The sequence below is a fragment of the Pseudomonas sp. NKUCC02_KPG genome, assembly GCF_019345465.1.
Lineage (GTDB): Bacteria > Pseudomonadota > Gammaproteobacteria > Pseudomonadales > Pseudomonadaceae > Aquipseudomonas.
The window spans coordinates 120781-144229 of the sequence record NZ_JAHKRC010000004.1; the positions used below are offsets into that span (position 1 = coordinate 120781).

The 23449-nt window shown below is 55.8% G+C and carries 19 protein-coding genes; 8 read left to right on the top strand and 11 right to left on the bottom strand.

Going from position 1 to position 23449, the window contains the following annotated elements:
* Window positions 1–74 precede the first annotated feature (74 nt).
* From zipA to KO536_RS06895, 3 genes are all read right to left on the bottom strand, one after another.
* Window positions 75–953: a cell division protein ZipA gene (gene zipA, locus KO536_RS06885; protein WP_219261523.1), complete on the bottom strand. Its 879-nt coding sequence runs from the start codon at window positions 951–953 to the stop codon at window positions 75–77.
* A gap of 258 nt (window positions 954–1211) precedes the next feature.
* The gene (gene smc / locus KO536_RS06890; protein ID WP_219261524.1) at window positions 1212–4700 is read right to left on the bottom strand and encodes a chromosome segregation protein SMC; all 3489 of its coding nucleotides are present in this window, start codon (window positions 4698–4700) and stop codon (window positions 1212–1214) included.
* 2 nt (window positions 4701–4702) lie between these two features.
* A complete protein-coding gene (locus KO536_RS06895; RefSeq protein ID WP_133077131.1) occupies window positions 4703–5362 on the bottom strand; it encodes a GntR family transcriptional regulator in 660 nt (219 codons plus the stop codon).
* 224 nt (window positions 5363–5586) lie between these two features.
* On the opposite strand from KO536_RS06895, the gene xdhA reads away from it, so the two are divergent.
* From xdhA to guaD, 4 genes are read left to right on the top strand one after another with little or no spacing between them, the layout of a single operon-like run.
* Window positions 5587–7044 (top strand): xanthine dehydrogenase small subunit, encoded by a 1458-nt coding sequence (gene xdhA / locus KO536_RS06900; protein ID WP_219261525.1) that lies wholly within the window; start codon window positions 5587–5589, stop codon window positions 7042–7044.
* The gene (gene xdhB / locus KO536_RS06905) at window positions 7037–9412 is read left to right on the top strand and encodes a xanthine dehydrogenase molybdopterin binding subunit (protein ID WP_219261526.1); all 2376 of its coding nucleotides are present in this window, start codon (window positions 7037–7039) and stop codon (window positions 9410–9412) included. Before xdhA ends, xdhB begins: the two co-directional genes overlap by 8 nt.
* Window positions 9405–10262 carry a xanthine dehydrogenase accessory protein XdhC gene (gene xdhC / locus KO536_RS06910; RefSeq protein ID WP_219261527.1) on the top strand — a complete coding sequence of 286 codons (858 nt, stop codon included), beginning with the start codon at window positions 9405–9407 and terminating at the stop codon, window positions 10260–10262. Before xdhB ends, xdhC begins: the two co-directional genes overlap by 8 nt.
* An 8-nt stretch (window positions 10263–10270) precedes the next feature.
* Window positions 10271–11569: a guanine deaminase gene (gene guaD / locus KO536_RS06915; RefSeq protein WP_219261528.1), complete on the top strand. Its 1299-nt coding sequence runs from the start codon at window positions 10271–10273 to the stop codon at window positions 11567–11569.
* A 118-nt stretch (window positions 11570–11687) separates the two neighbouring features.
* Here guaD and KO536_RS06920 read toward each other — a convergent pair whose 3' ends face one another.
* Window positions 11688–12455, bottom strand: a complete 768-nt coding sequence (locus KO536_RS06920) for a GntR family transcriptional regulator (protein WP_219261529.1) — start codon at window positions 12453–12455, stop codon at window positions 11688–11690.
* 226 nt (window positions 12456–12681) lie between these two features.
* Between KO536_RS06920 and KO536_RS06925 the strand changes: the two genes are divergently transcribed.
* Window positions 12682–13872 (top strand): benzoate/H(+) symporter BenE family transporter, encoded by a 1191-nt coding sequence (locus tag KO536_RS06925; RefSeq protein WP_133077125.1) that lies wholly within the window; start codon window positions 12682–12684, stop codon window positions 13870–13872.
* A gap of 4 nt (window positions 13873–13876) precedes the next feature.
* On the opposite strand, the gene KO536_RS06930 is transcribed toward KO536_RS06925, so the two are convergent.
* Entirely contained in the window at window positions 13877–14638 is a 762-nt protein-coding gene (locus KO536_RS06930) for an SDR family oxidoreductase (RefSeq protein ID WP_133077124.1), read from the bottom strand.
* A gap of 195 nt (window positions 14639–14833) precedes the next feature.
* Here KO536_RS06930 and KO536_RS06935 point away from each other — a divergent pair, with 195 nt between their 5' ends.
* Window positions 14834–15838 carry an NADP-dependent oxidoreductase gene (locus tag KO536_RS06935; RefSeq protein ID WP_133077123.1) on the top strand — a complete coding sequence of 335 codons (1005 nt, stop codon included), beginning with the start codon at window positions 14834–14836 and terminating at the stop codon, window positions 15836–15838.
* A gap of 48 nt (window positions 15839–15886) precedes the next feature.
* Here KO536_RS06935 and pyrF read toward each other — a convergent pair whose 3' ends face one another.
* The gene (pyrF, locus tag KO536_RS06940; protein WP_219261608.1) at window positions 15887–16585 is read right to left on the bottom strand and encodes an orotidine-5'-phosphate decarboxylase; all 699 of its coding nucleotides are present in this window, start codon (window positions 16583–16585) and stop codon (window positions 15887–15889) included.
* Window positions 16586–16805: 220 nt separating this feature from the next.
* Here pyrF and KO536_RS06945 point away from each other — a divergent pair, with 220 nt between their 5' ends.
* Window positions 16806–16973 carry a DUF2897 family protein gene (locus KO536_RS06945; protein WP_019826736.1) on the top strand — a complete coding sequence of 56 codons (168 nt, stop codon included), beginning with the start codon at window positions 16806–16808 and terminating at the stop codon, window positions 16971–16973.
* Window positions 16974–17110: 137 nt separating this feature from the next.
* Window positions 17111–17674: a TetR/AcrR family transcriptional regulator gene (locus tag KO536_RS06950; RefSeq protein WP_219261530.1), complete on the top strand. Its 564-nt coding sequence runs from the start codon at window positions 17111–17113 to the stop codon at window positions 17672–17674.
* 65 nt (window positions 17675–17739) lie between these two features.
* On the opposite strand, the gene KO536_RS06955 is transcribed toward KO536_RS06950, so the two are convergent.
* From KO536_RS06955 to KO536_RS06975, 5 genes are all read right to left on the bottom strand, one after another.
* On the bottom strand, window positions 17740–18069 hold the full coding sequence (locus KO536_RS06955) for a helix-hairpin-helix domain-containing protein (protein ID WP_133077120.1): 330 nt from the start codon (window positions 18067–18069) through the stop codon (window positions 17740–17742).
* A 110-nt stretch (window positions 18070–18179) separates the two neighbouring features.
* Window positions 18180–20171, bottom strand: coding sequence for a nucleoside-diphosphate sugar epimerase/dehydratase (locus tag KO536_RS06960; protein WP_219261609.1), 1992 nt, complete (start codon window positions 20169–20171; stop codon window positions 18180–18182).
* 120 nt (window positions 20172–20291) lie between these two features.
* Window positions 20292–21308 carry a glycosyltransferase family 4 protein gene (locus KO536_RS06965; protein WP_219261531.1) on the bottom strand — a complete coding sequence of 339 codons (1017 nt, stop codon included), beginning with the start codon at window positions 21306–21308 and terminating at the stop codon, window positions 20292–20294.
* On the bottom strand, window positions 21308–22291 hold the full coding sequence (locus KO536_RS06970; RefSeq protein ID WP_219261532.1) for an NAD-dependent epimerase/dehydratase family protein: 984 nt from the start codon (window positions 22289–22291) through the stop codon (window positions 21308–21310). The genes KO536_RS06965 and KO536_RS06970 overlap by 1 nt, the downstream gene beginning before the upstream one ends.
* Window positions 22288–23448 (bottom strand): glycosyltransferase family 4 protein, encoded by a 1161-nt coding sequence (locus tag KO536_RS06975; RefSeq protein WP_219261533.1) that lies wholly within the window; start codon window positions 23446–23448, stop codon window positions 22288–22290. Before KO536_RS06975 ends, KO536_RS06970 begins: the two co-directional genes overlap by 4 nt.
* Window position 23449 lies beyond the last annotated feature (1 nt).

Here is a 23449-nt window from a genome sequence, read left to right on the forward strand (position 1 = left end):
AGAGCAGCCGAAGCTGCTCCTTGTAGTATTCATTCTGCATGTGCGCGGGAGCAGGCAAGCCCGCCCCTGCATGTTCAGCGTTTTTGAGTCAGGGCGCGACGCTCGAATTCAACGATGCGTTGGCGGTAGTGCTCAATGGTTTGAGCCGTCAACACACTGCGCTGATCGTCTTTGAGCTCGCCATTGAGCTCCTGGGACAGCTTGCGTGCTGCCGCAACCATCACGTCGAAAGCCTGCTTGGGATGACGCGGACCCGGCAAGCCAAGGAAGAAACTCACCGCAGGCGTGCTGAACAGATCAATATCATCCAGATCGAATACGCCCGGCTTTACCGCGTTGGCCATGGAGAACAGGACTTCGCCATTGCCGGCCATGCTTTCGTGACGGTGGAAGATATCCATTTCGCCAAACCGCAAACCGCTTTCAAGAATGTTCTGCAACAGTGCAGGACCCTTGAACCCGGCAGGGTCACGGCTGATCACGCTGATCACCAGGACTTCTTCAGCCGCCTGCTGCGGTTGCTGCTCTTTGACTTCAACAGCCGACACGCCTGGAGCCGAACGACCACGGGGCTTGGCTTCTTGCGCAAAGTCATCATCGCGGGCGCTGATGCTCGGGCCGTCATCCAGGTCAAGATTGAGGTTCAGGTCACCCTGACTCGGCTCACCGCCACGCTTGCCACGCTTGGTGCCTTTATCTCGCGCCGGCATGCTTACGGATGGCAGGTCGTGCTCGTCAAGCAGCGGCTCTTTATGATTGGGGGTATCCAGAACCCGTGAAGGACCCAGGAGCTCGGGGCTGCTTTCGTCGTCAGGGGCGTTTGAAAAGCTGCGGTCAAGACGAAATTTGAGCTTTCCCTTGCCGCCACGCATACGGCGCCAGCCATCAAAAAGAATACCGGCGATAACCACTATGCCGATGACTATCAGCCACTCGCGCAGACCGATTTCCATGTAATCCCGTGCCCCTAAAAAATGATTCTATGAAGAAGAGCCTAAAGCCCTTTAAAACGTGGCGCCAACTCTATGTTCTGACTGGCGTTTTACCCACGTACAAAATAATTAGACGTTAAATTAACACGACCAAAGATAACTTTACACCGTCTGTCGTACTGAGCTAGGCCCATATAGCCCCCGACTTGTAAGTCATATCGGTCAAATAGTTGATATTTCTCTTACAAGAAGAAAAAAATCGTCCTACATGCTTATAGCTCAAGCGTCGACCATTGCCATCGCCTCCTCGACATCTACCGCTACAAGACGTGAGCAACCAGGCTCATGCATCGTCACACCCATCAGCTGATCCGCCATCTCCATGGCGATTTTGTTGTGGGTGATGTAGATGAATTGCACTGTCTGCGACATCTCTTTCACCAACCGTGCATAGCGGCCTACGTTGGCGTCATCAAGCGGTGCATCGACCTCGTCGAGCATGCAAAACGGCGCCGGATTGAGCTTGAAAATGGCAAACACCAATGCCAATGCCGTCAGGGCCTTCTCGCCACCGGACAGCAAATGAATGGTGCTGTTCTTCTTGCCCGGCGGGCGCGCCATGATGGTCACCCCTGTATCGAGTAAATCTTCGCCCGTCAGTTCCAAATAAGCGCTGCCACCACCGAAAACTTTTGGGAAAAGCGCCTGCAATCCACCATTTATCTGATCAAAGGTGTCTTTAAAGCGGCTCCGGGTCTCTTTGTCGATTTTGCGGATTACGTTTTCCAGCGTATCGAGCGCCTCGACCAGATCGGCATCCTGGGCATCCAGATAGCGCTTGCGCTCCGATTGCTGCTGGTACTCATCGATGGCCGCCAGGTTGATCGCGCCCAAGCGCTGGATTCGCCCCGCAATGCGCTCCAACTCTTCTTCGGCCTGCTGCTCATTGACCTCGCTGTTCAGGGTGGCAAGCACCCCATGCAAATCATAGCCGTCTGCCAGTAACTGATCCTGCAACGCCGTACGCCGCACGCTCAGGGCTTGCCACTCCATGCGCTGCTGCTCCAGCTGGCCACGAATCAGCTGCGATTGTTGCTCAGCCTGATTTCGGCGCTTTTCAGCATCCCGCAATTCGCGATCTGCATCTTCAAGTGCGGTCTGGGCAATCTTGAGTTCTTCATCCACGCTCAAGCGCTTGTCGAGCAACTCTTCGAGTTTCAGACGCAACTCTTCAAGCGGCGCTTCGCCCTCCTCCAGATTGAGGCTGAGCTGCTCGCGCTTTTCAGCCAGGCGCTCGGCCTGCAGCTCCAGTCGCTCAAGGGCCTGGCGAGTCGAATCGTGCTGCGCTTTCAGCGAGCCCAGACGAACCGCCAACTGATGCGCGTGATCCTTGTGCTGCCGGGCATCCTGCCGCACCCGATCAAGACGCTCGCGCAGGCTGTCGCGCTGGGCCAGCAGCAGCTCGCGCTGCTCAGTGTCGGTGGCCATCGCATCCAGTGCATCCTGCAAGAGCAGGCGCGCCTCGCCCACCTGCTCATGTTCAAGTGCGCGCTGCTCACCCAGCTCGGCCAGCTCTTCATCCAGACGACGACGGCGCAGGGTCAATTGTTCGACCTTGGCTTTGCTGGCGGACAGCCTGGCCTTGATCTCGCCCTGCTGACGCGCCTCGTCCTGCATGCGACGACGAACCTGCTCGCGCGCGTCTTCCTGGGTGAGTTGCTGCTCTCTCAGACGCTGGAGCTGTTCTTCCAGAGTCACAAGCGTCGCTTCGCGCTCTTCGCGCTCAAGCCCCAGACGCTGGATTTCCTGCCCACGCGCCAAGACACCACTTTCGGCCTCACTGGCACGGCGCACCCGCAAAAAGTTGCGTCCAACCCAGTAGCCGTCACGGCTGATCAGGCTTTGGCCGTCAACCAATTGCGCACGCAATGCCAGGGCCTGCTCAAGGGTCTCGACCGGTTTTACCTGCCCCAACCAGGGCGCCAGATCAAAGTCGGCCTCGACCTTTTCCAGCAAACTGCCCGCCAAATGAGAGGCCTGGGCCCTGCCACTGAACAAGCGCAAATCACCCTGGGCAAAACCGGCCAGATCCAGCCGTGCGAAGTCGTCGACCAACACGGCCTGCAAATCGGCACCCAGCACGGTTTCGACCGCCAGCTCCCACCCTGCTTCAACCCGCAAGCCCTCGGCCAGGCGCGGCTGTTCAGCCAGTTGTTGCTGACGCAGCCATTCACCTGCGCCAGTGCCCGGATCAAGCGCTGCCTGTTGCAGGGCTTCAAGGGAAGCCAGGCGACCGTTGAGTCGCTGCAGCTCGCCCTGAGCCTGCTGTTGATTCTGTGTCGCCTGGTGCAAGTCGTGGCGCACTTGCTCCAGACGCTCGACCAGTTGTTCTTCGCTGGCGTGTAATGTTTCCTGGGACAACTCGCTGATGGCCAGTTGCTCACTTAACTCAAGGATCGCCGCATCTTCAGGGTCTGCCGCCAGCAAGGCCCGCTCTTCAGCCAACCGGCGCTGACGCTCGGCCACACGCTCCATGCTGGTTTCCAGCTGCTGGATGCGAGCCTGCAAGACTTCGGACTGGCGCTGGGGCTCGGCTGAGCGCTGATTGAAGCTGTCCCACTGCTCCTGCCAACCGTGCATGGTGTGCTCGGACACCTCCAGCGCAGCAGCGGCCTCTTCGGCGGCAGCGCTGGTCAGCTCTTGCTCGGGCTCCAGCATGTGCAGCTCTTCACCCAGGGTCGCAAGCATCGTGCGGTCGTGACCCAAATGGGATTCGGTTTCCAGGCGCGAGCGCTCGGCTTCGCGCAGGTCATCCTGCAATTGGCGCAAACGCTGCTGCCCATGCTGAATGCTCTGCTCGACACGGGCGATGTCCCCCCCTACCGAATAGAAGCGCCCTTGCACCAGATTGAAGCGCTCTGACAGATCGTGGTGCCCGTCACGCAGGCGTTCGATGCTGGCATCCGCATTGCGTTGCTCGGCCACCAGGGCTTCAAAGCTGACTTCCTGATTGCCGATGATCGCTTCGCGCTGCCCCACCTGCTCGTTCAGCGCCTGCCAACGCAAGGCCGACAGCTGTGCCTTGAGCTGACGCTCCTCGGCTTTGTACTCCTGATACTTTTCAGCCGCCTGGGCCTGACGATGCAGGCGCTCAAGCTGACGACCCAACTCGTCTCGCAGGTCGGTCAGACGGGCGAGGTTTTCGTGGGTGCGGCGAATACGGTTTTCGGTCTCGCGGCGACGCTCCTTGTACTTGGAGATGCCGGCCGCTTCCTCGATGAAGTTGCGCAGATCTTCAGGCTTGGACTCGATCAGCTTGGAGATCATGCCCTGCTCGATAATCGAGTAGCTGCGCGGCCCCAGGCCCGTTCCGAGGAAGATGTCGGTGATGTCACGACGACGGCACTTGGTGCCGTTGAGGTAATAGGTCGTCTGGCTGTCACGGGTGACTTTGCGCCGAATGGAAATTTCGGCGTAGGCCGCATACTCACCCAGCAGCGTGCCGTCGGAGTTGTCAAAAACCAGCTCGATGCTGGCCTGACTCACCGGTTTGCGAGTGGTGGAACCGTTGAAGATGACATCCGTCATCGACTCGCCACGCAGGTTCTTGGCCGAACTTTCGCCCATGACCCAGCGTACGGCATCGATGATGTTCGACTTTCCGCAGCCGTTGGGACCTACAACCGCAGCCATGTTGCTGGGAAAGGTCACCGTTGTCGGATCAACGAAAGACTTGAAGCCCGCCAGCTTGATACACGTCAGGCGCACGCTCAGGCATCCGTCAAGGCAGACAGCACCAGGGCACAACTGCGCTGGGCATAGTTGCTCAGCACCACGCGAATTTGCACAAGGTCGCGAGCCAGTACGGCTTCGAGCAACTGCGCAAACAACGCCAGATACTCACTCATCTCAGCCTTGCGTTGATCCAGCGCCAGGTAATAGGCGCGGCTCATGGCCGGGTGCAGGTTCTCGACGGTTTCCTGCAAGTAGGGATTGTCGGCAAACGGGTACGCCGCACGCATCACATTGAAGCTGTCTTCAACGAAGCTGCTGATGTCCTGGCGCTCGTAGCTGGCAATCAGGCGTTGCTGGATTTGCAGAAACGGCCCCAGATCGGCCTGCACGGCCCAGCGCTGGGCAACGGCATTGCCGAGCAGGATGTACATCTCGCTCATCAGGGTGCACAGGCTCTGCACATTGTGTGCGGTGAGCTCGGTCACATGGGCGCCACGTCTCGGAAGGATGGCGATGAGATGTCGGCGCTCAAGGATCAACAACGCTTCGCGCACAGAGCCGCGGCTGACATTGAGCGCCAGCGTCACTTTCTGTTCTTGAATGCGTTCCCCAGGCTTTAGCTCGCCGCGAATGATGCGTTCGGCGAGGTGGTGAGCGATTTGCTCGGCGAGGCTGTCCGGCGCCTTGAACGTCATGTTTTACCTTCAAAATCTTTGATCAGTGCAGGCGGCGCAGTGTAACGCACTTGGTGCGTGCTCGCGCAGAGCATCAGGGGCCGAATATGGCACGAAATAAGCAAATAAATCCCGTGGATTCAAATCACAGGGATGACCGATCTCTATTTCTTGACCCGCAGGTCAGCTTTAGCTAAATTCAGTACATCCCGCGTTACAACAATAATGATTATGCGAGGCCTTCCGTGATCCAGTTCCTACTTAACCAGACGCTGCGCACCGAGCACACGCTGGACCCGAATTTAACCGTGCTCAATTATTTGCGTGAACACCTGCACAAATCCGGCACCAAGGAAGGTTGCGCGAGCGGCGACTGTGGCGCCTGTACAGTGGTGGTAGGCGAACTGCACACGAATGACCAGGGCCTTGAGCGTGTGCGCTATCGCAGTCTCAATTCGTGCCTGACCTTTGTGTCGGCGTTGCACGGCAAGCAACTGATCAGCATCGAAGACTTGAAGCACAAAGGCCAACTGCACAGCGTGCAGCGGGCAATGGTCGACTGCCACGGTTCACAGTGCGGTTTCTGCACGCCGGGTTTTGTGATGTCCCTGTTCGCCCTGCAAAAAAACAACACGGGCCAGCCTGATAGCCATCAGGCCCACGAAGCACTGGCGGGCAACCTGTGCCGCTGCACCGGTTACCGGCCGATCCTGGCCGCCGCCGAACAAGCCTGCGGCGCACAACAGCATGACCAGTTTGATGCGTATCAAGACGAAACCATCACCCTTCTCAAGTCCATTTCCCCTACACAGACCGGGGAACTGAACAGCGGTGACAAACGCTGCCTGCTGCCCTTGACCATCAGTGATCTGGCCGAGCTGTATGAGTCCCAACCCCAGGCACGCCTGCTGGCTGGAGGCACCGATCTGGCCCTGGAAGTCACGCAGTTCCATCGTCCGCTGCCGGTCATGATTTACGTCGGCAACGTGGCCGAAATGAAGCTCATCGAGCGCTTCGATGATCGCCTTGAAATAGGCGCGGCCGTTTCGCTGACAGACGCTTACGGCACGCTCAAGGCCGAGTACCCGGACTTCGGCGAACTGCTGCAGCGCTTCGCCTCGCTGCAAATCCGCAACCAGGGAACCCTGGGAGGCAATATCGGCAATGCCTCGCCGATTGGTGACTCACCGCCGCTGCTGATCGCTCTGGGCGCGCAGCTGGTACTGCGCAAGGGCCAAAGCCGACGCACCCTGGCGATCGAGGACTACTTCATCGACTACCGGGTAACCGCGCGCCAGGAAGGGGAATTTATCGAAAAAATCATTATTCCCCGTGCTGACGCCAGCCATTCATTTCGTGCCTACAAGATCTCTAAGCGTCTGGACGATGACATCAGCGCCGTATGCGCGGCATTCAACCTGCGTATCGACAACGGCGTGGTGAGCGGGGCTCGCGTGGCTTTCGGAGGCATGGCCGCCATCTCCAAACGCGCCAACGCCTGCGAAGCTGCACTGCTCGGCGCAGACTGGAACTCGATCACCATTGAACGCGCCTGCACGGCATTGGCAACAGATTTCACCCCGTTGTCAGACTTTCGCGCCAGCAAGGAATACCGCCTGCTGAGTGCCCAGAACCTGCTGCGCAAGTACTTCATCGAACTGCAGGCTCCACAGCTTGAGACGCGGGTAACAGCTTATGTCTAACCATCACAAGATCGAGCCAACCCAGGCCGAATTGACGGCCCTGTTCCAACAGGACCTGAAAACGGGTGCAGGTCGCAGCGTCAAGCATGACAGCGCCGAAAAGCACGTCTCGGGTGAGGCGCAGTACATCGATGACCGGCTCGAATTCCCCAACCAGCTGCATCTCTACGCACGCCTGTCAGACCGGGCTCACGCCAAAATCATCCGCGTCGACACTGCGCCCTGCTACGCCTTTGAAGGTGTGCGTCTGGTCATTACCCACGAGGACATTCCCGGCCTCAAGGACATCGGCCCGCTGCTGCCTGGCGACCCGTTGCTGGCCATTGACAAGGTGGAATATGTAGGCCAGGCAGTCCTGGCGGTGGCCGCCCATGACCTGGACACCGCACGCAAAGCGGCAATGGCCGCCATTATCGAATACGAAGACCTGGAGCCAGTGCTTGATGTGGTCCAGGCGCTACGCAACAAGCACTTTGTGCTCGACACCCACACCCATGAACGCGGCGACTCAAGCGGCGCGCTGGCGGGGGCCGACAATCGCCTGCAGGGCAGTTTGCATATCGGCGGACAGGAACACTTCTATCTCGAAACACAGATCTCATCGGTAATGCCCACCGAAGACGGCGGGATGATCGTGTACTGCTCAACGCAAAACCCCACCGAAGTGCAAAAGCTGGTGGCTGAAGTACTGGATGTTTCGATGAACAAAATCGTCGTCGACATGCGGCGCATGGGCGGCGGCTTTGGCGGCAAGGAGACGCAGGCTGCAGGCCCTGCGTGCATGTGTGCAGTGGTGGCGCGCCTGACCGGGCAGCCGACCAAAATGCGCCTGCCACGGGTCGAGGACATGCTGATGACCGGCAAGCGCCACCCGTTTTATATCGAGTACGACGTCGGCTTTGACGCCCGTGGTCGGCTGCAGGGCATCAAGCTGGATCTGGCGGGCAACTGCGGCTGCTCACCGGACCTGTCCAACTCCATCGTCGACCGCGCCATGTTCCACGCCGATAACGCTTACTACCTGGGCGATGCCACGATCAATGGCTATCGCTGCAAGACCAATACCGCGTCAAACACCGCCTACCGCGGGTTTGGCGGCCCGCAAGGCATGGTCGCGATCGAAGAAGTCATGGACCGCATTGCCCGCCATTTGGGCCTGGATCCCCTGGCCGTGCGCAAGGCCAACTACTACGGCAAAACCGAGCGCAATGTGACTCACTACTACCAGACCGTGGAGCACAACCTGCTGGAAGAAATGACCGCCGACCTGGAAGCCAGCAGCCACTACGCCGAACGCCGGGAGTTAATCAAGGCGTTCAACGCCAATAGCCCCATCCTTAAGAAAGGTTTGGCACTGACTCCGGTCAAGTTCGGAATATCCTTTACCGCCAGCTTTCTCAATCAGGCAGGAGCACTGGTTCACATCTACACCGATGGCAGCATCCATCTCAACCACGGCGGCACCGAGATGGGCCAGGGGTTGAACACCAAGGTCGCGCAAGTGGTGGCCGAAGTGTTTCAGGTGGATATCAGCCGGGTGCAGATCACTGCCACCAACACGGACAAGGTCCCGAATACCTCGCCTACAGCGGCTTCAAGCGGGGCGGACCTCAATGGCAAGGCCGCACAAAATGCAGCCGAGACCATCAAGCTAAGGCTGGTGGAGTTTGCCGCCGGCAAGTATCAGGTCGAGCAACAGGAGGTGATTTTCCACAATGGCCAGGTGCGCGTTGGCGAACAGGTCATCAGCTTTGAAACCCTGATCCAGCAGGCCTATTTCGGCCAGGTGTCGCTGTCGAGTACGGGCTTCTACAAAACGCCAAAGATTTTCTATGACCGCACTCAGGCACGGGGACGGCCGTTTTACTACTTTGCCTTTGGTGCCGCCTGCGCCGAAGTGATCGTTGACACCCTCACCGGCGAATACAAAATGTTGCGCACGGACATCCTGCACGACGTTGGCGCTTCGCTGAACCCGGCCATCGACATCGGCCAGGTGGAAGGCGGCTATATTCAGGGCGCCGGGTGGCTGACCATGGAGGAACTGGTGTGGAACGCCAAAGGCAAATTGATGACCAATGGCCCGGCCAGCTACAAGATACCTGCCGTGGCGGATATGCCACTGGACCTGCGCGTCACGCTGGTAGAAAACCGAAAAAACCCGGAAGACACCGTATTCCACTCCAAAGCAGTCGGCGAGCCGCCGTTCATGCTCGGTATCGCGGCCTGGTGTGCGATCAAGGACGCCGTGGCGAGCTTGGCCGACTATCGAGTACAACCTGCCATTGACGCCCCGGCTACCCCGGAACGGGTCCTGTGGGGCTGTGAGCAGATGCGCAAGGTTTTGTCGGGAGATCAGCATGAATAACTGGATCAGCGCCCTGGCCGAGTTGCAGCAGCAGGGAGAGCCCTGCGTGCTGGTCACCATCATTGAGGAGCAAGGCTCGACACCCCGCAATGCCGGTTCAAAGATGGTGATCTGCGCGCACCAGACATTCGACACCATTGGCGGCGGTCATCTGGAATACAAGGCGATGGAGATTGCCCGCCAGATGCTTGGCAGCGGCAAGCAAGACACCCATCTGCAACGCTTCAGCCTGGGCGCCAGCCTGGGCCAGTGTTGCGGAGGAGTGACCGTGTTGCTGTTCGAACCCATGGGCCAGGTACAGGCACACATCGCCGTATTTGGCGCAGGTCATGTGGCCCGGGCACTGGTGCCCCTGCTCGCCAGCCTGCCCTGCCGGGTGCGCTGGATTGACTCTCGGGAGCAGGAGTTCCCGGCGCTCATCCCCCAAGGCGTAGAAAAAATCGTCACCGACGAGCCCGTCGACGAGATTCAAGCACTCCCAGCGGGTTGCTACTGCATCGTCATGACGCATAATCACGCCCTGGATCTGGAACTCAGCGCCGCCCTGCTCAAACGCAACGACTTTACCTACTTCGGCTTGATTGGCTCTAAAACCAAACGCGTGAAGTTCGAACACCGCCTGCGTGACCGGGGTATCAGCGCATCACATTTGCAGCGCATGCGCTGCCCGATGGGATTGAGCGAAGTCAAAGGCAAACTGCCTGTCGAAATCGCAATTTCCATCGCAGGCGAAATCATCGCCACCTACAACACCCACTTCGGCCAGCACACCGCCTGTGCCGACAGCGCGTCATCCGAATCCATTAAACAATTGCTGCCGTCTTCACGACGCAGCCATGCCACACACTGAGAATTATCATGACCTGTAAAGCCTACCGCGCCGCCATTTTGCACAGCATTGCCGACCCCGCCGACGTCGGGATCGAGGCCTCCTATGAATACTTCGAAGACGGTCTGCTGGTGGTGGAAAACGGGCAGATCAAAGCGGTCGGGCCAGCCAGCGAACTGCTCACGGCTCTGGCTGGCGACATTGAAGTCACCGAGTACAAGGATGCCCTGATCACACCGGGCTTTATCGATACGCACATCCACTTTCCGCAGACCGGGATGATTGGTGCCTACGGCGAGCAATTGCTCGACTGGCTCAACACCTACACCTTCCCGTGCGAAAACCAGTTCGCCGACAAGGCACATGCTGACGAAGTTGCCGATATTTTCCTCAAGGAACTGCTGCGCAATGGCACCACCACGGCGCTGGTGTTTGGCAGTGTGCATCCGCAATCGGTCGATGCCTTGTTTGAAGCGGCACAGCGACTGGACCTGCGCCTGATCGCCGGCAAAGTGATGATGGACCGCAACGCCCCCGAATACCTGACCGACACCGCCGAAACCAGCTACATCGAAAGCAAGGCGCTGATCGAACGCTGGCATGGGAAAGGCCGCCTGCATTACGCCGTCACCCCGCGTTTTGCACCGACCAGCACCCCGGAGCAATTAACCCTGGCCGGCCAGTTGCTGGGGGAATACCCGGATGTGTATCTGCATACCCATATCAGCGAGAACCTTCAGGAAATCGAGTGGGTCAAGTCGCTCTTCCCTGAGCGCAAAGGCTATCTGGATGTGTATGACCACTACCAACTGCTGGGGGAGCGCTCGGTGTTTGCCCACGGCGTGCATCTATGTGATGAGGAATGTGCTCGCCTGGCCGAAACAGGCTCTGCGGTGGCTTTCTGCCCGACTTCCAATCTGTTTCTGGGCAGCGGCCTGTTCAACCTGCCGATGGCCGAGAAACACAAACTCAATGTGGGCCTGGGAACGGATGTTGGCGCGGGTACCAGCTTCTCGTTGCTCAACACATTGAACGAAGCCTACAAGGTCATGCAGTTGCAGGGCGCTCGTCTGGATCCGTTCAAATCGTTGTATCTGGCCACTCTGGGTGGCGCGCGGGCACTGCGCCTGGAAGACCGGATCGGCAACCTGCAACCGGGTAGCGATGCCGACTTCGTGGTACTGGACTACAACTCAACGCCGCTGATGAGCTATCGCCTGAAGCAATCAAAAAACATCGCTGAAACGTTGTTTGTATTGATGACCCTGGGCGACGACCGCACGGTGCAACAGACCTATGCAGCAGGCAATCTGGTGCATCAGCGCTGAATGAATGGCTACCTTGGCCTGCACACGGTTGCAGGTCATAGAGAGTCAAACCCCTGTAGCAGCTGCTACGGGATTTGACTCGCCTTGCAGACAAGTAGCCACACGATTGCAACGAATCTTAGAGCTTGGCAGCAGGCCGGGGGCCTTTGCTCTTGGTTTGCAGCAAGTGCGAAAACACCGCGTGCAGGTCATCCGAGGCGCTTTCTTCGTCAAGGTTGAGCTTGCTGTCGATGTGATCCATGTGGTGCATCATCAGGTGCACGGCCTGGGAAGCATCACGGGCTTCAATGGCATCGATCAACTGCATGTGTTCGTCGTAGGAGCAATGTGAGCGGTTGCCACTCTCATACTGGGCAATGATCAACGAGGTTTGCGATACGAGGCTGCGCTGAAAGCTGATCAGCGGCGCATTTTTAGCCGCTTCTGCCAACTTCAAGTGGAACTCGCCTGACAGCCGGATACCCGCGCCACGATCGCCTCGCGAAAAGCTGTCGCGCTCGTCCTGCACCATTTTGCGCAGTTGCGACAAGTCTTCGGCAGTAGCGTGGACCACCGCCAATTCAGTAATGGCCTTTTCAACCAGTCGACGCGCCAGAAACACCTGCCGCGCTTCTTCTACGCTCGGGCTCGCTACCACTGCACCACGATTGGGACGCAGCAGCACAACCCCTTCATGGGCCAGGCGCGACAATGCACGACGAATAATGGTGCGGCTCACCCCGAAGATTTCGCCCAATGCCTCTTCACTCAACTTTGTGCCAGGCGCCAGACGCTGTTCGAGGATCGCCTCAAAAATATGCGCATAGACGATATCGTCCTGGGTTCCACTGCGGCCGGCCTTGCCAGCGCGGGATTGTTTCTTGAGAGGCTGCAACTGTTCGTTCATGGTTACTCGTGTGGGGAAGCGGCGGCGGATGAAGTTACGCTAATACGTAAACGGGCGTCGCTGACTGGTAATTAATGCAAAAAGCAAGACTCATTGTACACAAGCCAGAGTGCCAGTACGACTGTACGGTCATATACGACCCCGTCTGTATCGCAATGAAATGTGACATTTGCGTTTAGGCTTGCGCCTTGCTCTAACTCTTATCAAGAACAAGGAATGCCGCTCCATGACGGACGCCACTCAGCCACGCTTGCACCCTCTGGCAGACACCTCTCCCTCGGCTGTAGTCGCAGGGTTTATCGCCATGATGACTGGCTACACCAGTTCCCTGGTCCTCATGTTTCAAGCAGGTCAGGCAGCGGGACTCACCAGCGGGCAGATCTCGTCATGGATTTGGGCGCTGTCGATCGGCATGGCCATTTGCAGCATAGGCTTGTCTTTGCGCTACCGCACACCGATTACCATCGCCTGGTCAACGCCGGGGGCTGCGCTGCTGATCACCAGCCTGGGCGGTGTCAGCTACCACGAAGCCATCGGCGCCTACATCACTTGTGCGGTGCTGGTGATCATCTGCGGCATGACCGGCAGCTTTGAACGCCTGGTCAAACGTATCCCCTCGTCTCTGGCTGCGGCCTTGCTGGCAGGAATCCTGTTCAAGATCGGCAGCGAAATTTTCGTCGCTGCCCAGCACCGTACCGGCCTGGTCATTGGCATGTTTTTCACTTACCTGATCGTCAAACGCCTGTCACCCCGCTATGCGGTACTGGCGGCCCTGGTGATTGGCACTCTGATTTCGGGTTTGCTCGGGCTACTGGACTTCAGCGGTTTCGCCCTCGAAGTGGCTGTGCCGGTATGGACCACACCTTCATTCTCGCTGGCCGCAACCATCAGCATCGGTATTCCCCTGTTTGTCGTCGCCATGACGTCGCAAAACATGCCGGGCATCGCCGTGCTGCGGGCCGACGGTTACAGCGTGCCCGCTTCGCCGCTGATCACCACCACCGGCGTGGCTTCACTGCTGCTTGCCCCTTTTGGCTCCCACGGGATCAACCTGGCTGCGATCAGTGCCGCTATCTGCACCGGCCCCCATGCCCACGAAGACCCTAAAAAGCGCTACACCGCGGCCATGTGGTGCGGAATTTTCTATGGCATTGCCGGCGTTTTTGGCGCCACCCTTGCCGCGCTGTTTGCAGCCTTGCCCAAAGAGTTGGTGTTGTCCATTGCTGCACTGGCCCTGTTCGGCTCGATCATCAATGGCTTGACCATTGCCATGAGTGAATCCAGAGAGCGCGAGGCGGCCCTGGTGACCTTCATGGTCACAGCATCGGGCATGAGCCTGTTCTCGATCGGCTCGGCCTTTTGGGGAATCGTCGCGGGTGTACTGACCCTGATAATCCTGAACGTTAAATCACGCTGACTGATCAGATCGCCAGTGCCCCACCATCGACAGCCAACGCATGGCCGGTGGTAAACGCCGCGCCGTCCGAGCACAGGTACAAGACGGCGCTGGCGACCTCCTCAACCTTGCCGATGCGCCCCACAGGGTGAATCGCGGCAGCAAACTCGGCCTTGCGCGGATCGGCTTCATAGGCTCGCCGGAACATATCGGTATCAATCACTGCCGGGCACACCGCGTTCACCCGAATATGCTTTTTCGCATATTCGATGGCTGCTGATTTCGTCAGCCCGATCACCGCATGTTTGGACGCCGAGTAGATGCTCATCTTCGGCGCAGCCCCCAACCCCGCTACCGATGCCGTGTTGACGATTGCCCCACCGCCCTGAGCCAGCATCAATGGCAGCTGATATTTCATGCATAACCAGACACCTTTGACGTTCACTCCCATGATCGCGTCGAATTCGTCCAGCGTGCCATCCGCCAGGCGACCATGCTCGATCTCGATCCCCGCATTGTTGAAGGCATAATCCAGCCGACCGTAGGCGCTGATGACCAGCTCCATCAACTGCCTGACTTGCGCCTCCACGGTGACATCACACCTTACGAAAACAGCACTGCCACCCGCAGCCTCTATCTGTTCGACCGTGTATTCGCCCCCTGCCACATCCAGATCGGCCACCACCACTTTCAAGCCTTCGCCCGCAAATGCCAGAGCCGCGGCTCGGCCGATACCTGCTCCAGCGCCTGTAACCACTGCCACTTGCCCGGCAAACGTCATGCCCATTGTTGTTGTCCTCTGAGGGGTACGCCTGCACCGTGAACGGTTCTGGTGCAGTCATCGACTTATTTATCCGAGTGATACAGGCCTGCATATAACCATCACCACAACTGATAAAAACCTATTCGTGGTCCGGGATTCACTTGCCCTGAGGCTCAAGAAGGTCTATCAACAGACATCATTTTCCAAGGGGTTATTGCAATGACTGACCAGACAAATCGCCAATTCCTGCTCGCCAAACGTCCAGTCGGTGCAGCGACCCGCGATACATTCACTTTTCAGGAAGTTACGGTCGTACAACCTAAAGAAGGACAGATCCTTGTCAGGAACGAGTATCTGTCCCTCGACCCGGCGATGCGCGGCTGGATGAACGAAGGCAAGTCCTATATCCCGCCAGTGGCTCTGGGTGAAGTCATGCGCGCACTGGGTGTAGGCAAAGTCATCGCCTCCGCCCACCCCGGCTTTGCCGTCGGTGATTACGTCAATGGCGCCTTGGGGGTTCAGGATTACTTCGTGGGTGAGCCGCGCGGGTTCTACAAAGTAGACCCCGGACTTGCGCCACTGCCTGTGTACTTGTCCGCCTTGGGCATGACCGGCATGACCGCCTACTTCGCCCTGCTCGAAGTAGGTACCCCCAAGGCGGGCGACACAGTGGTGATTTCTGGCGCAGCAGGCGCAGTGGGCAGCATTGCCGGTCAAATCGCCAAGCTTAAAGGCTGCCGCGTAGTGGGCATTGCTGGTGGGAAAGAAAAGTGCGCGTTGCTGACCCAGGAATTGGGCTTTGACGGCGCGATCGACTACAAAAATGAGGATGTTGTCGCGGGGCTTAAACGAGAATGCCCTAAGGGCGTTGATGTATTTTTCGACAACGTCGGCGGCGATATTCTCGACGCAGTGCTTAGCCGCCTGAACTTCAAGGCTCGTGTCATCATTTGCGGTGCAATTAGCCAGTACAACAACAAGGAGGCCGTGAAAGGCCCTTCCAACTACTTGTCACTGCTGGTCAATCGTGCACGCATGGAAGGCTTTGTAGTGATGGACTATGCCGATCGCTACGTAGCTGCCGGACAGGAAATGGCGGGGTGGCTGGCCAAAGGCCAACTAACAAGCAAAGAACATATTGTCGAAGGGCTGGAAAGCTTTCCGGAAAGCCTGATGAAACTGTTTAGCGGGGAGAACTTCGGCAAGCTAGTTTTGAAGCTCTGAAGCGACATGTTGCTGCGGGAGTTGGCTTGCCAACTCCCGCACACTACTTTAAGCCAGTTCCGCGACCACTGCAGCCAGCGCTTTGGCTGGATCTGCCGCCTGGCTGATTGGACGGCCGATCACCAAGTAATCAGAGCCGGCATCCAGTGCCTGGCGCGGGGTCAGAATACGGCGCTGATCATCCTGAACACTGCCGGCAGGACGGATCCCCGGCGTCACCAGCTGCAGAGTCGGGTGCGCGGCCTTCAGCGCTTGCGCCTCAAGGGCAGAACATACCAGGCCATCCATACCGGCCTTCTCGGCAAGGGCTGCAAGTCGCAACACCTGCTCTTGAGGTTCAATATCCAGGCCTATACCGGCGAGGTCTTCGCGCTCCATGCTGGTCAGTACAGTTACGCCAATCAGCAACGGCTGTGGACCGGTACGTTTGTCGAGCACTTCACGACAAGCAGCCATCATGCGCAAACCGCCAGAACAGTGCACGTTAACCATCCATACGCCCATTTCAGCAGCAGCTTTGACCGCCATTGCGGTGGTGTTGGGAATGTCGTGAAACTTGAGATCCAGGAATACCTCGAAACCCTTGTCACGCAGAGTGCCGACAATTTCCGAAGCGCAGCTGGTGAACAGCTCTTTGCCTACCTTGACGCGGCACAACTTGGGGTCCAACTGATCAGCCAGCTTCAGTGCGGCGTCACGCGTTGGGAAATCCAGGGCGACGATAATAGGAGTCTGACAGTCGGACATTAGCGGGTTCTCAGGCTGGTCGAAATCGGCGCGCATTGTAGCGGAACCAGCCGCCAACCGGCACCCGATGATCGTAAATTCATGATTTTAGTCATTACCGGGGTAATAACGCGCGCTACCGTATAAGCGGCCTACAATGGAACTAGTAGACTCCTACAGACATAAACAGTAATGCACTGCGCAATCCCTGCCCAGTGAAGTTCGAACCAAGGAGAACGCGATGCCGTGGTATGCCTGGTTAATACTTATTGTCGCCATCGGTGCCATCGTGGGTGGTCTGATGACCCTGCGTGACACTGCCAACAAAGTGGAACTCACCGATGAGCAACGTAAGCGCGTAGCCGAACGCAACGCAGAAATGGACGCCAAAGAATCCAAGGACCGGTAAACACCTGATTTGGTCAGGAGCTGAATCACAAGGAACGGGTTCCAAAGGCAAAAAGCTACACACCCTTACATGAACATCCAATGCATCGCCTTTGAGCTCAACGCTATGATGGTCCATTGCATAAAGAGACATGTGTCATGCGCTACTCACAAGATCATAAAGCCCAAACCCATCAGCGCATCGTTAAGGAAGCATCAGGCCTGTTCCGTCGAGACGGCATTGGTGCGACGGGCCTGCAGCCACTGATGAAATCCCTGGGCCTCACCCACGGCGGTTTTTATGCTCACTTCTCATCCAAAAACGACCTGGTAGAAAAAGCATTGCAGCACGCCGCTGGACAGGTTGACGGAATTTGCGCCGAACTGTTCAGCCAGCCACAACCTCTGCACGCATTCATTGATGCATATTTGTCCGAGTGGCACCTGACCTCCCCCCACGAGGGTTGCCCGTTACCAACCATGTCAGCAGAAATGGCACAACAGGGGCAGGCTAGCTCGACCACAGACTACGTGATCGATGCAAGGCTCAAACAGATCCAGGCCACACTGCAAGGGCCAGATGCCGAAGACCAAAGCATTGTCATTTTCGCGACTCTGGTCGGAGCACTGGTTCTAGCACGCGGGGCTGAGAGCACGGCGTTAAAGGACAAGATCCTCGACATAACGCCTAGCGCCTTGAAGCAATCAACACCACACACCTGAATACGTGCGCCACGAATAAAAAAAAAGCCAGTCAATGACTGGCTTTCTTCGCTTAACTGCCCGGGTTACTTGACCGCAACCTTATCCCGATTCTTTTCAAAGATGGCTTTGCCTATCCCTTTGACCTCAAGCAACTCATCGGCTGACGTGAAGTCACCGTTAGCCTCGCGGTAAGCCACGATCGCCTTGGCTTTAACAGCACCAACACCTGAGAGTTCACGTTGAAGCGTCGCCTCATCCGCGGTGTTGAGATTGATCGTCACCACTTGCGCATCTGATGCAACTTGCGCAGCGACAACCGGCTCAGTTGCCTCTACCGACGGGGCAGCATGAATCACGCTCGAAAAACCCACCATCAAAGCCAAAAAAATCGAAGAGATAAAAGCGATACGCATAAGTGACACTCCATTACATCGTTAAGTGGAATACAGCTCTCCTGAGCTGTATTCCAAACGTAGGCGATGGAGGTCGAGTGTCAAAAATCAGTGCATTGCAGAGTATGTAGTCAGGAAAACTCGCTGCGACGCTGCTGATGGATCCAGTCCACGATTTCACCCTCGGGCGCATAACCACTGACGGTCTCACGCAACAACTGGCGTACCCGGACATAGTCATCCATATCAACAGCATCAAGCAGTTGAGACAAACGCTCTTTCAACTCATCCCAAGGCAACATGTCCTCGTTCGCGCACATGATCATTGGATGACGAGTTGCGACTACGTTGTCACCAATCAGTAACTCTTCGTAAAGCTTTTCGCCAGGACGCAAGCCAGTGAACTCAATTTCTATGTCGCCATGCAGGTTTTTATCAGAGCGAACACTCAAACCGGAGAGGTGAATCATCTTTTCGGCCAACTCGACAATGCGCACAGGCTCGCCCATGTCCAGGACAAAGACATCGCCACCTTGCCCCATCGAGCCGGCCTGAATGACCAACTGCGCGGCCTCAGGGATAGTCATGAAATAGCGGGTAATCTTGGGGTGGGTCACTGTCAGCGGACCACCGGCCTTTATCTGCTTATGGAAAAGCGGAATCACAGACCCGGAAGAGCCAAGTACATTACCGAAACGAACCATAGTGAACCGGGTCTTGTTAACCCGTGACACATTAGCGGCATCGTCAAATAGCACAGGCGCAATCTCGCGACTGAGTGCCTGCAACGTCATTTCGGCCAAGCGCTTGGTGCTACCCATCACATTCGTCGGTCGCACAGCCTTGTCAGTTGAAATCAGTACAAAGTTCGCGACACCAGACTGCAGAGCCGCCTGGGCGGTATTGAGCGTACCCATGACATTATTGAGTACACCTTCGGCGATATTGTGCTCAACCATGGGCACATGCTTATAAGCCGCTGCGTGATAGACCGTATCGACATGCCAGGTCTTCATCACATCCAGTAATTTATGGGGGTTACGCACCGAACCCAAAATCGGTAGCACCTTCACCGAAAGGGACTCGCGACCAACCCGCTGCTCCAGCTCGCCATAAATACTGTAAAGATTAAATTCGCTATGCTCGTACAGCAACAAAGTAGTCGGTCTAAGAGCCAGAATCTGGCGACATAACTCCGAGCCGATGGAACCACCTGCCCCCGTCACCAGGACACACTGACCTTTAATGCAGTGTTCCAGCAGCTCACCCTGGGCCGGAACCGGATCACGCCCCAGCAAATCGGCTATGTCGACTTCCTGAATGTCATCAACCTTGACCCGGCCACTGGCCAGATCCATAAAGCCAGGAACACTGCGAACATGGAGCGGAAAGCCCTCAAGCAAACTCAGGATCTCACGACGCCGACCGCGGGACGATGAAGGAACCGCCAACAGCACTTCCTGGGCTCCCGTACGATCAATCATCAGCTGAATGTGCTTGGGTTTGAATACCTGCAAGCCGGAGATGATGCGATCAGCAATCCCCTCATCATCATCTATGAACGCCACAGGCCGCATGGCCCGCCCCATTCTCAAGGCAGCAACCAGCTGATTACCTGCTGCACCGGCACCGTAAATGGCTACGCGCGTCAGGCCATCATCACGACTGGCGAAAGGCACATGTTGAGCAGCCGAGAACCAGTCACCCAAAAAGTACTGACGCATAGCCAGGCGCAAACCACCGAGCATTACCAGGCTCAGCCACCAGTAGTTGAATATGATCGAGCGTGGGACGACATTGGCGGGAGTGCTATACCAGTACATCACCACGGCCAAAACCAGGGAAGAAAGGCTAACGGCCTTGATAATTGCGATCAACGCATCGTTGCCGAAATATCGCATCACGGCGCGATACATGCCGAAGCGAATAAAAAAGGGGATGGCAACTATTGGGGCTGCTGCAAATAGCCAAAAGTGCAATCTGAAGAGGTTGATCATGTCGTCGATGCCTAGGCGCACCACGAACGCCAACCAAAGTGCAGCCCAGACCAGCACAACATCAGTCGCAACCTGTATTAACCTTTTTTGCCGCCGAGGAAGTTGGAGTAACCATTGGCGAAGCATTTCAATGTCCTTTTCAAAAGTAGCGAGCAACACGTTCAATGCTCAAGCGTTTCATACCCAAAAACTCAAACAGTTGATTTTTCTGTGTCCCAGCATGGAAGTGTAGAAAGCGCGCACGGCTTAATTCTCACGCTGACCTGCTTTGAAGCGCAAAGCCACGAGAGTAAGCGGCGCGTAGGCTATCAACAAGCCGGCAAAACCATCCACTTTGCCTAAAGTAACGAGGGCTGCAATCGGTAACAACCAAACCAGATTTATAGCCGTTACTGACCAACTGACTACAGAATGACTACGATACTGTCGAGAGGCAAACTGATAAGCATGGCTGCGGTGAGCTTCATACACCTTGTCACCTTTGAAAAGCCGGACTAGCAAGGTACACGTCGCGTCGACGATAAATACTCCAAGTAAAATCAGCCATCCCCAGAACAGTACCGGGTTGACCCACGCAGCTTGTAAAGACAGGAAACCTAACGTAATACCTAAGAAACCACTGCCTGCGTCCCCCATGAAAATACGAGCAGGGGGGAAGTTCCAATACAGAAAACCCGCAGCTGCGAGCGCCAGTGTAATCGGCCCCCATACGAAGCTGGAGTGTGCGCAGAGAACGTAGAGTAGTGCTCCCCCTAAACACACAAAAATTGCCTGCATACTGGCAAGCCCGTCGATGCCATCCATAAAGTTATACAGATTCAGCATCCAGACAAGATAGACACATCCCAACAAGTAGCCTGCCCAACCGAAATCGACGGCAATACCGAAAAAATAAATTTCCGGTAACCCCTTGAGCAGATACATACCCAGGATCGCAGCCGTAAAATGCCCCAACAAACGCCACCGCGCGGGTATGTGGCCATGATCGTCAAGAAAGCCGACTACTGCCACCAAAGCACCCGGAATGACGATCCCCCAAGTGACGTTCCATGCTACTAATCCCGTCAAGGCTAGAAAGAGCGCACCAAGGAGATATGAAAAGACAATAGCTACACCTCCACCTCTTGGTGTGGGTAGCACATGAGAACTTCGAGCATTGGGAATATCAATCAAGCTATTTAACAGCGCATACCGTCGTAACCCGGCAGTACCTATCAGAGAGCTCAGCAAAACCAATGGTAAAAACCAGTACAGATTCAACATTAGTGACGTCCCAGGAATTCTTTGGCGGTTCTGTTCAAGGCATCATCTATAGAGACCGGTGGTGACCAACCGAGAAGTGTCTGGGCTTTCTGAATATCAACTTGCAAAGAGCCGCATAGCCTTTGTGACAACGAACGACGACCCGCAATAATTGCGCAGGCGGTCAATAACCTGGCAGGTATTGGAAGCAAGCGACTTTGGACACCAAGCGCTAAGGCCGTCTTCTTCAGCAGCTCTGTCGTCGACAGATCAACACCATCGCTGGCCAGAAAAGTCTCACCCGCCGCTTTCGGGTGGTTAAGGCAAACAGTAATCAAACTGACAAGGTTATCAATAGAGACTAGGCTGCGTTTGTTATGAATGGCCCCAAAAGGTAGGGGAACACCTTTCTTAAGCCAGCCCATCATATTTCGAAAGTTTGCTTTGACTCCCGGGCCATACACCAAAGTAGGCCGTATGATTACGACTTCCATCCCGGTTTCAACTGAAATACGTCGCAGAGATTCCTCCGCCTCGTGCTTGGAAACACCGTAGGGGTCAACCGGCGCAGGTACATCATCAGCGACAAAAGGGCGACGGCCGTCTGTACACTCACCATTAACTTTGACGGAGCTGATGAAAACAAAACGCCTGACTCCTGCATCTGCAGCCTGCTGGGCCAAGCGAACAGTACCAGCGACATTAACTTTTCGGAATTCGGCTAACGCATCCGCTGCAACTTCATTCATCACGTGAACCCGTGCGGCAGCATGTACGACTACCGCACAACCCATTAAAGCTTCGCGCCAGTCAGTTGTAGACGATAACTCTGAAATACAAAAAGTGTGTTTCTCGTGAGATAAACTCGGTACTTTCGATCGCACCACTGAAATGGATACATAACGTAGATCATTATCCAGGGTCTTGACCAGTGCAGAGCCTACAAAGCCCGTAGCTCCAGTGATCAGAACACGCAGAGGGGCGGGACTGGTATCAATAGTCAATTAAAAAACCTCTTGTATTCTTTCATCAACAGTTCAGAACTTGTTTTTGATCCAAAATCGCGAATTGCACGATCTTGTGCAGCAACGCCCATGGTAGAAAGCAGGTTGAGGTCATTCAACGCACAAAGAATACCCTCTTTAAGGGATTCCGAATCTCTCACAGGAACTAAAATTCCTGTTTTGCCATTTACTATAGCATCTGACAAACCATAAATATCACTGCCTATGGCCGGTGTCCCCATCGCCGCCGCTTCAATTACTACAGTCCCGAAGCCTTCACGATAGCTGGGCAAACAAAGCAAGTCTGCAAGAGCCATGTACTTTTCCGGTTCGCTGGAAAAACCGACCGTTCTGATATTGTCACGGACTAAAGCTTCATCGATTTGATTAACGACATTTTCTCCAACAGACTCAAAGGGCCCAACGAGGACAAGAAATACATTACGATTATCTTTAACTATATCACTGAATGCCGAGAGCAGTTCACCAATACCCTTATCAGGCGTAATGCGCCCAACAAACAACAATATTTTTCCAGCATCGGGGATATTTAAATCATCTCTAAGAACACGCAACTCATCAACGCTATACCGGCATGGATCGAACCGTTCAAGATCAATACCCGCCAAGGAGCCCGCGCCAATGACCGATATTTTATCAGCGCTGACTATTCCGCTAGATATCAAAAAATCTCTCTGACTTGCACTGTCTGCATAGCAATGTGTGTTCAAGCGAGCAATGATCTTGTCACAGAACATCAACACGGATCGTTTGATCCCGGTTGTGGTCACCCACGGTTGCCCGGTAAAGGTATGGAGTCTCACAGGTATTTTTGCGAAATAACCGGCTATTGCACTAAGCAACCCAGCTTTTGGCGTTGTCGAATGAACAATATCAAATTTTAATTTTTTGAAAACACGATTCAACGCAATCAGACTGATAAAATCTTTGGATGGGCTGATCGCTCGCTCAATGTTAACCGGGACATAGGTGAAATTTTTATTTGACGCCAACTTATCGCTCATTTCATCACGACTGGCAATAACGGTCACCCGCATACCTGACGAACTCAACGCCTCTATCTGTGCTTTCAATTGAGTCAGTACAAAAAATGGAACCGTTGACACACGAGCAATATTTAACTTGTCAATCTGCACC

Excerpts from the sequence above, each read along its gene's own strand:
- KO536_RS06955 (WP_133077120.1), bottom strand. The coding sequence starts at position 18,069 with ATGCGTATCGCTTTTATCTCTTCGATTTTTTTGGCTTTGATGGTGGGT.
- KO536_RS06965 (WP_219261531.1), bottom strand. The coding sequence starts at position 21,308 with ATGTTGAATCTGTACTGGTTTTTACCATTGGTTTTGCTGAGCTCTCTG.
- KO536_RS06960 (WP_219261609.1), bottom strand. The coding sequence starts at position 20,171 with ATGCTTCGCCAATGGTTACTCCAACTTCCTCGGCGGCAAAAAAGGTTA.
- KO536_RS06920 (WP_219261529.1), bottom strand. The coding sequence starts at position 12,455 with ATGAACGAACAGTTGCAGCCTCTCAAGAAACAATCCCGCGCTGGCAAG.
- KO536_RS06925 (WP_133077125.1), top strand. The coding sequence starts at position 12,682 with ATGACGGACGCCACTCAGCCACGCTTGCACCCTCTGGCAGACACCTCT.
- guaD (WP_219261528.1), top strand. The coding sequence starts at position 10,271 with ATGACCTGTAAAGCCTACCGCGCCGCCATTTTGCACAGCATTGCCGAC.
- KO536_RS06945 (WP_019826736.1), top strand. The coding sequence starts at position 16,806 with ATGCCGTGGTATGCCTGGTTAATACTTATTGTCGCCATCGGTGCCATC.
- zipA (WP_219261523.1), bottom strand. The coding sequence starts at position 953 with ATGGAAATCGGTCTGCGCGAGTGGCTGATAGTCATCGGCATAGTGGTT.
- KO536_RS06935 (WP_133077123.1), top strand. The coding sequence starts at position 14,834 with ATGACTGACCAGACAAATCGCCAATTCCTGCTCGCCAAACGTCCAGTC.
- xdhB (WP_219261526.1), top strand. The coding sequence starts at position 7,037 with ATGTCTAACCATCACAAGATCGAGCCAACCCAGGCCGAATTGACGGCC.
- KO536_RS06950 (WP_219261530.1), top strand. The coding sequence starts at position 17,111 with ATGCGCTACTCACAAGATCATAAAGCCCAAACCCATCAGCGCATCGTT.
- KO536_RS06895 (WP_133077131.1), bottom strand. The coding sequence starts at position 5,362 with ATGACGTTCAAGGCGCCGGACAGCCTCGCCGAGCAAATCGCTCACCAC.
- pyrF (WP_219261608.1), bottom strand. The coding sequence starts at position 16,585 with ATGTCCGACTGTCAGACTCCTATTATCGTCGCCCTGGATTTCCCAACG.
- KO536_RS06930 (WP_133077124.1), bottom strand. The coding sequence starts at position 14,638 with ATGGGCATGACGTTTGCCGGGCAAGTGGCAGTGGTTACAGGCGCTGGA.
- xdhC (WP_219261527.1), top strand. The coding sequence starts at position 9,405 with ATGAATAACTGGATCAGCGCCCTGGCCGAGTTGCAGCAGCAGGGAGAG.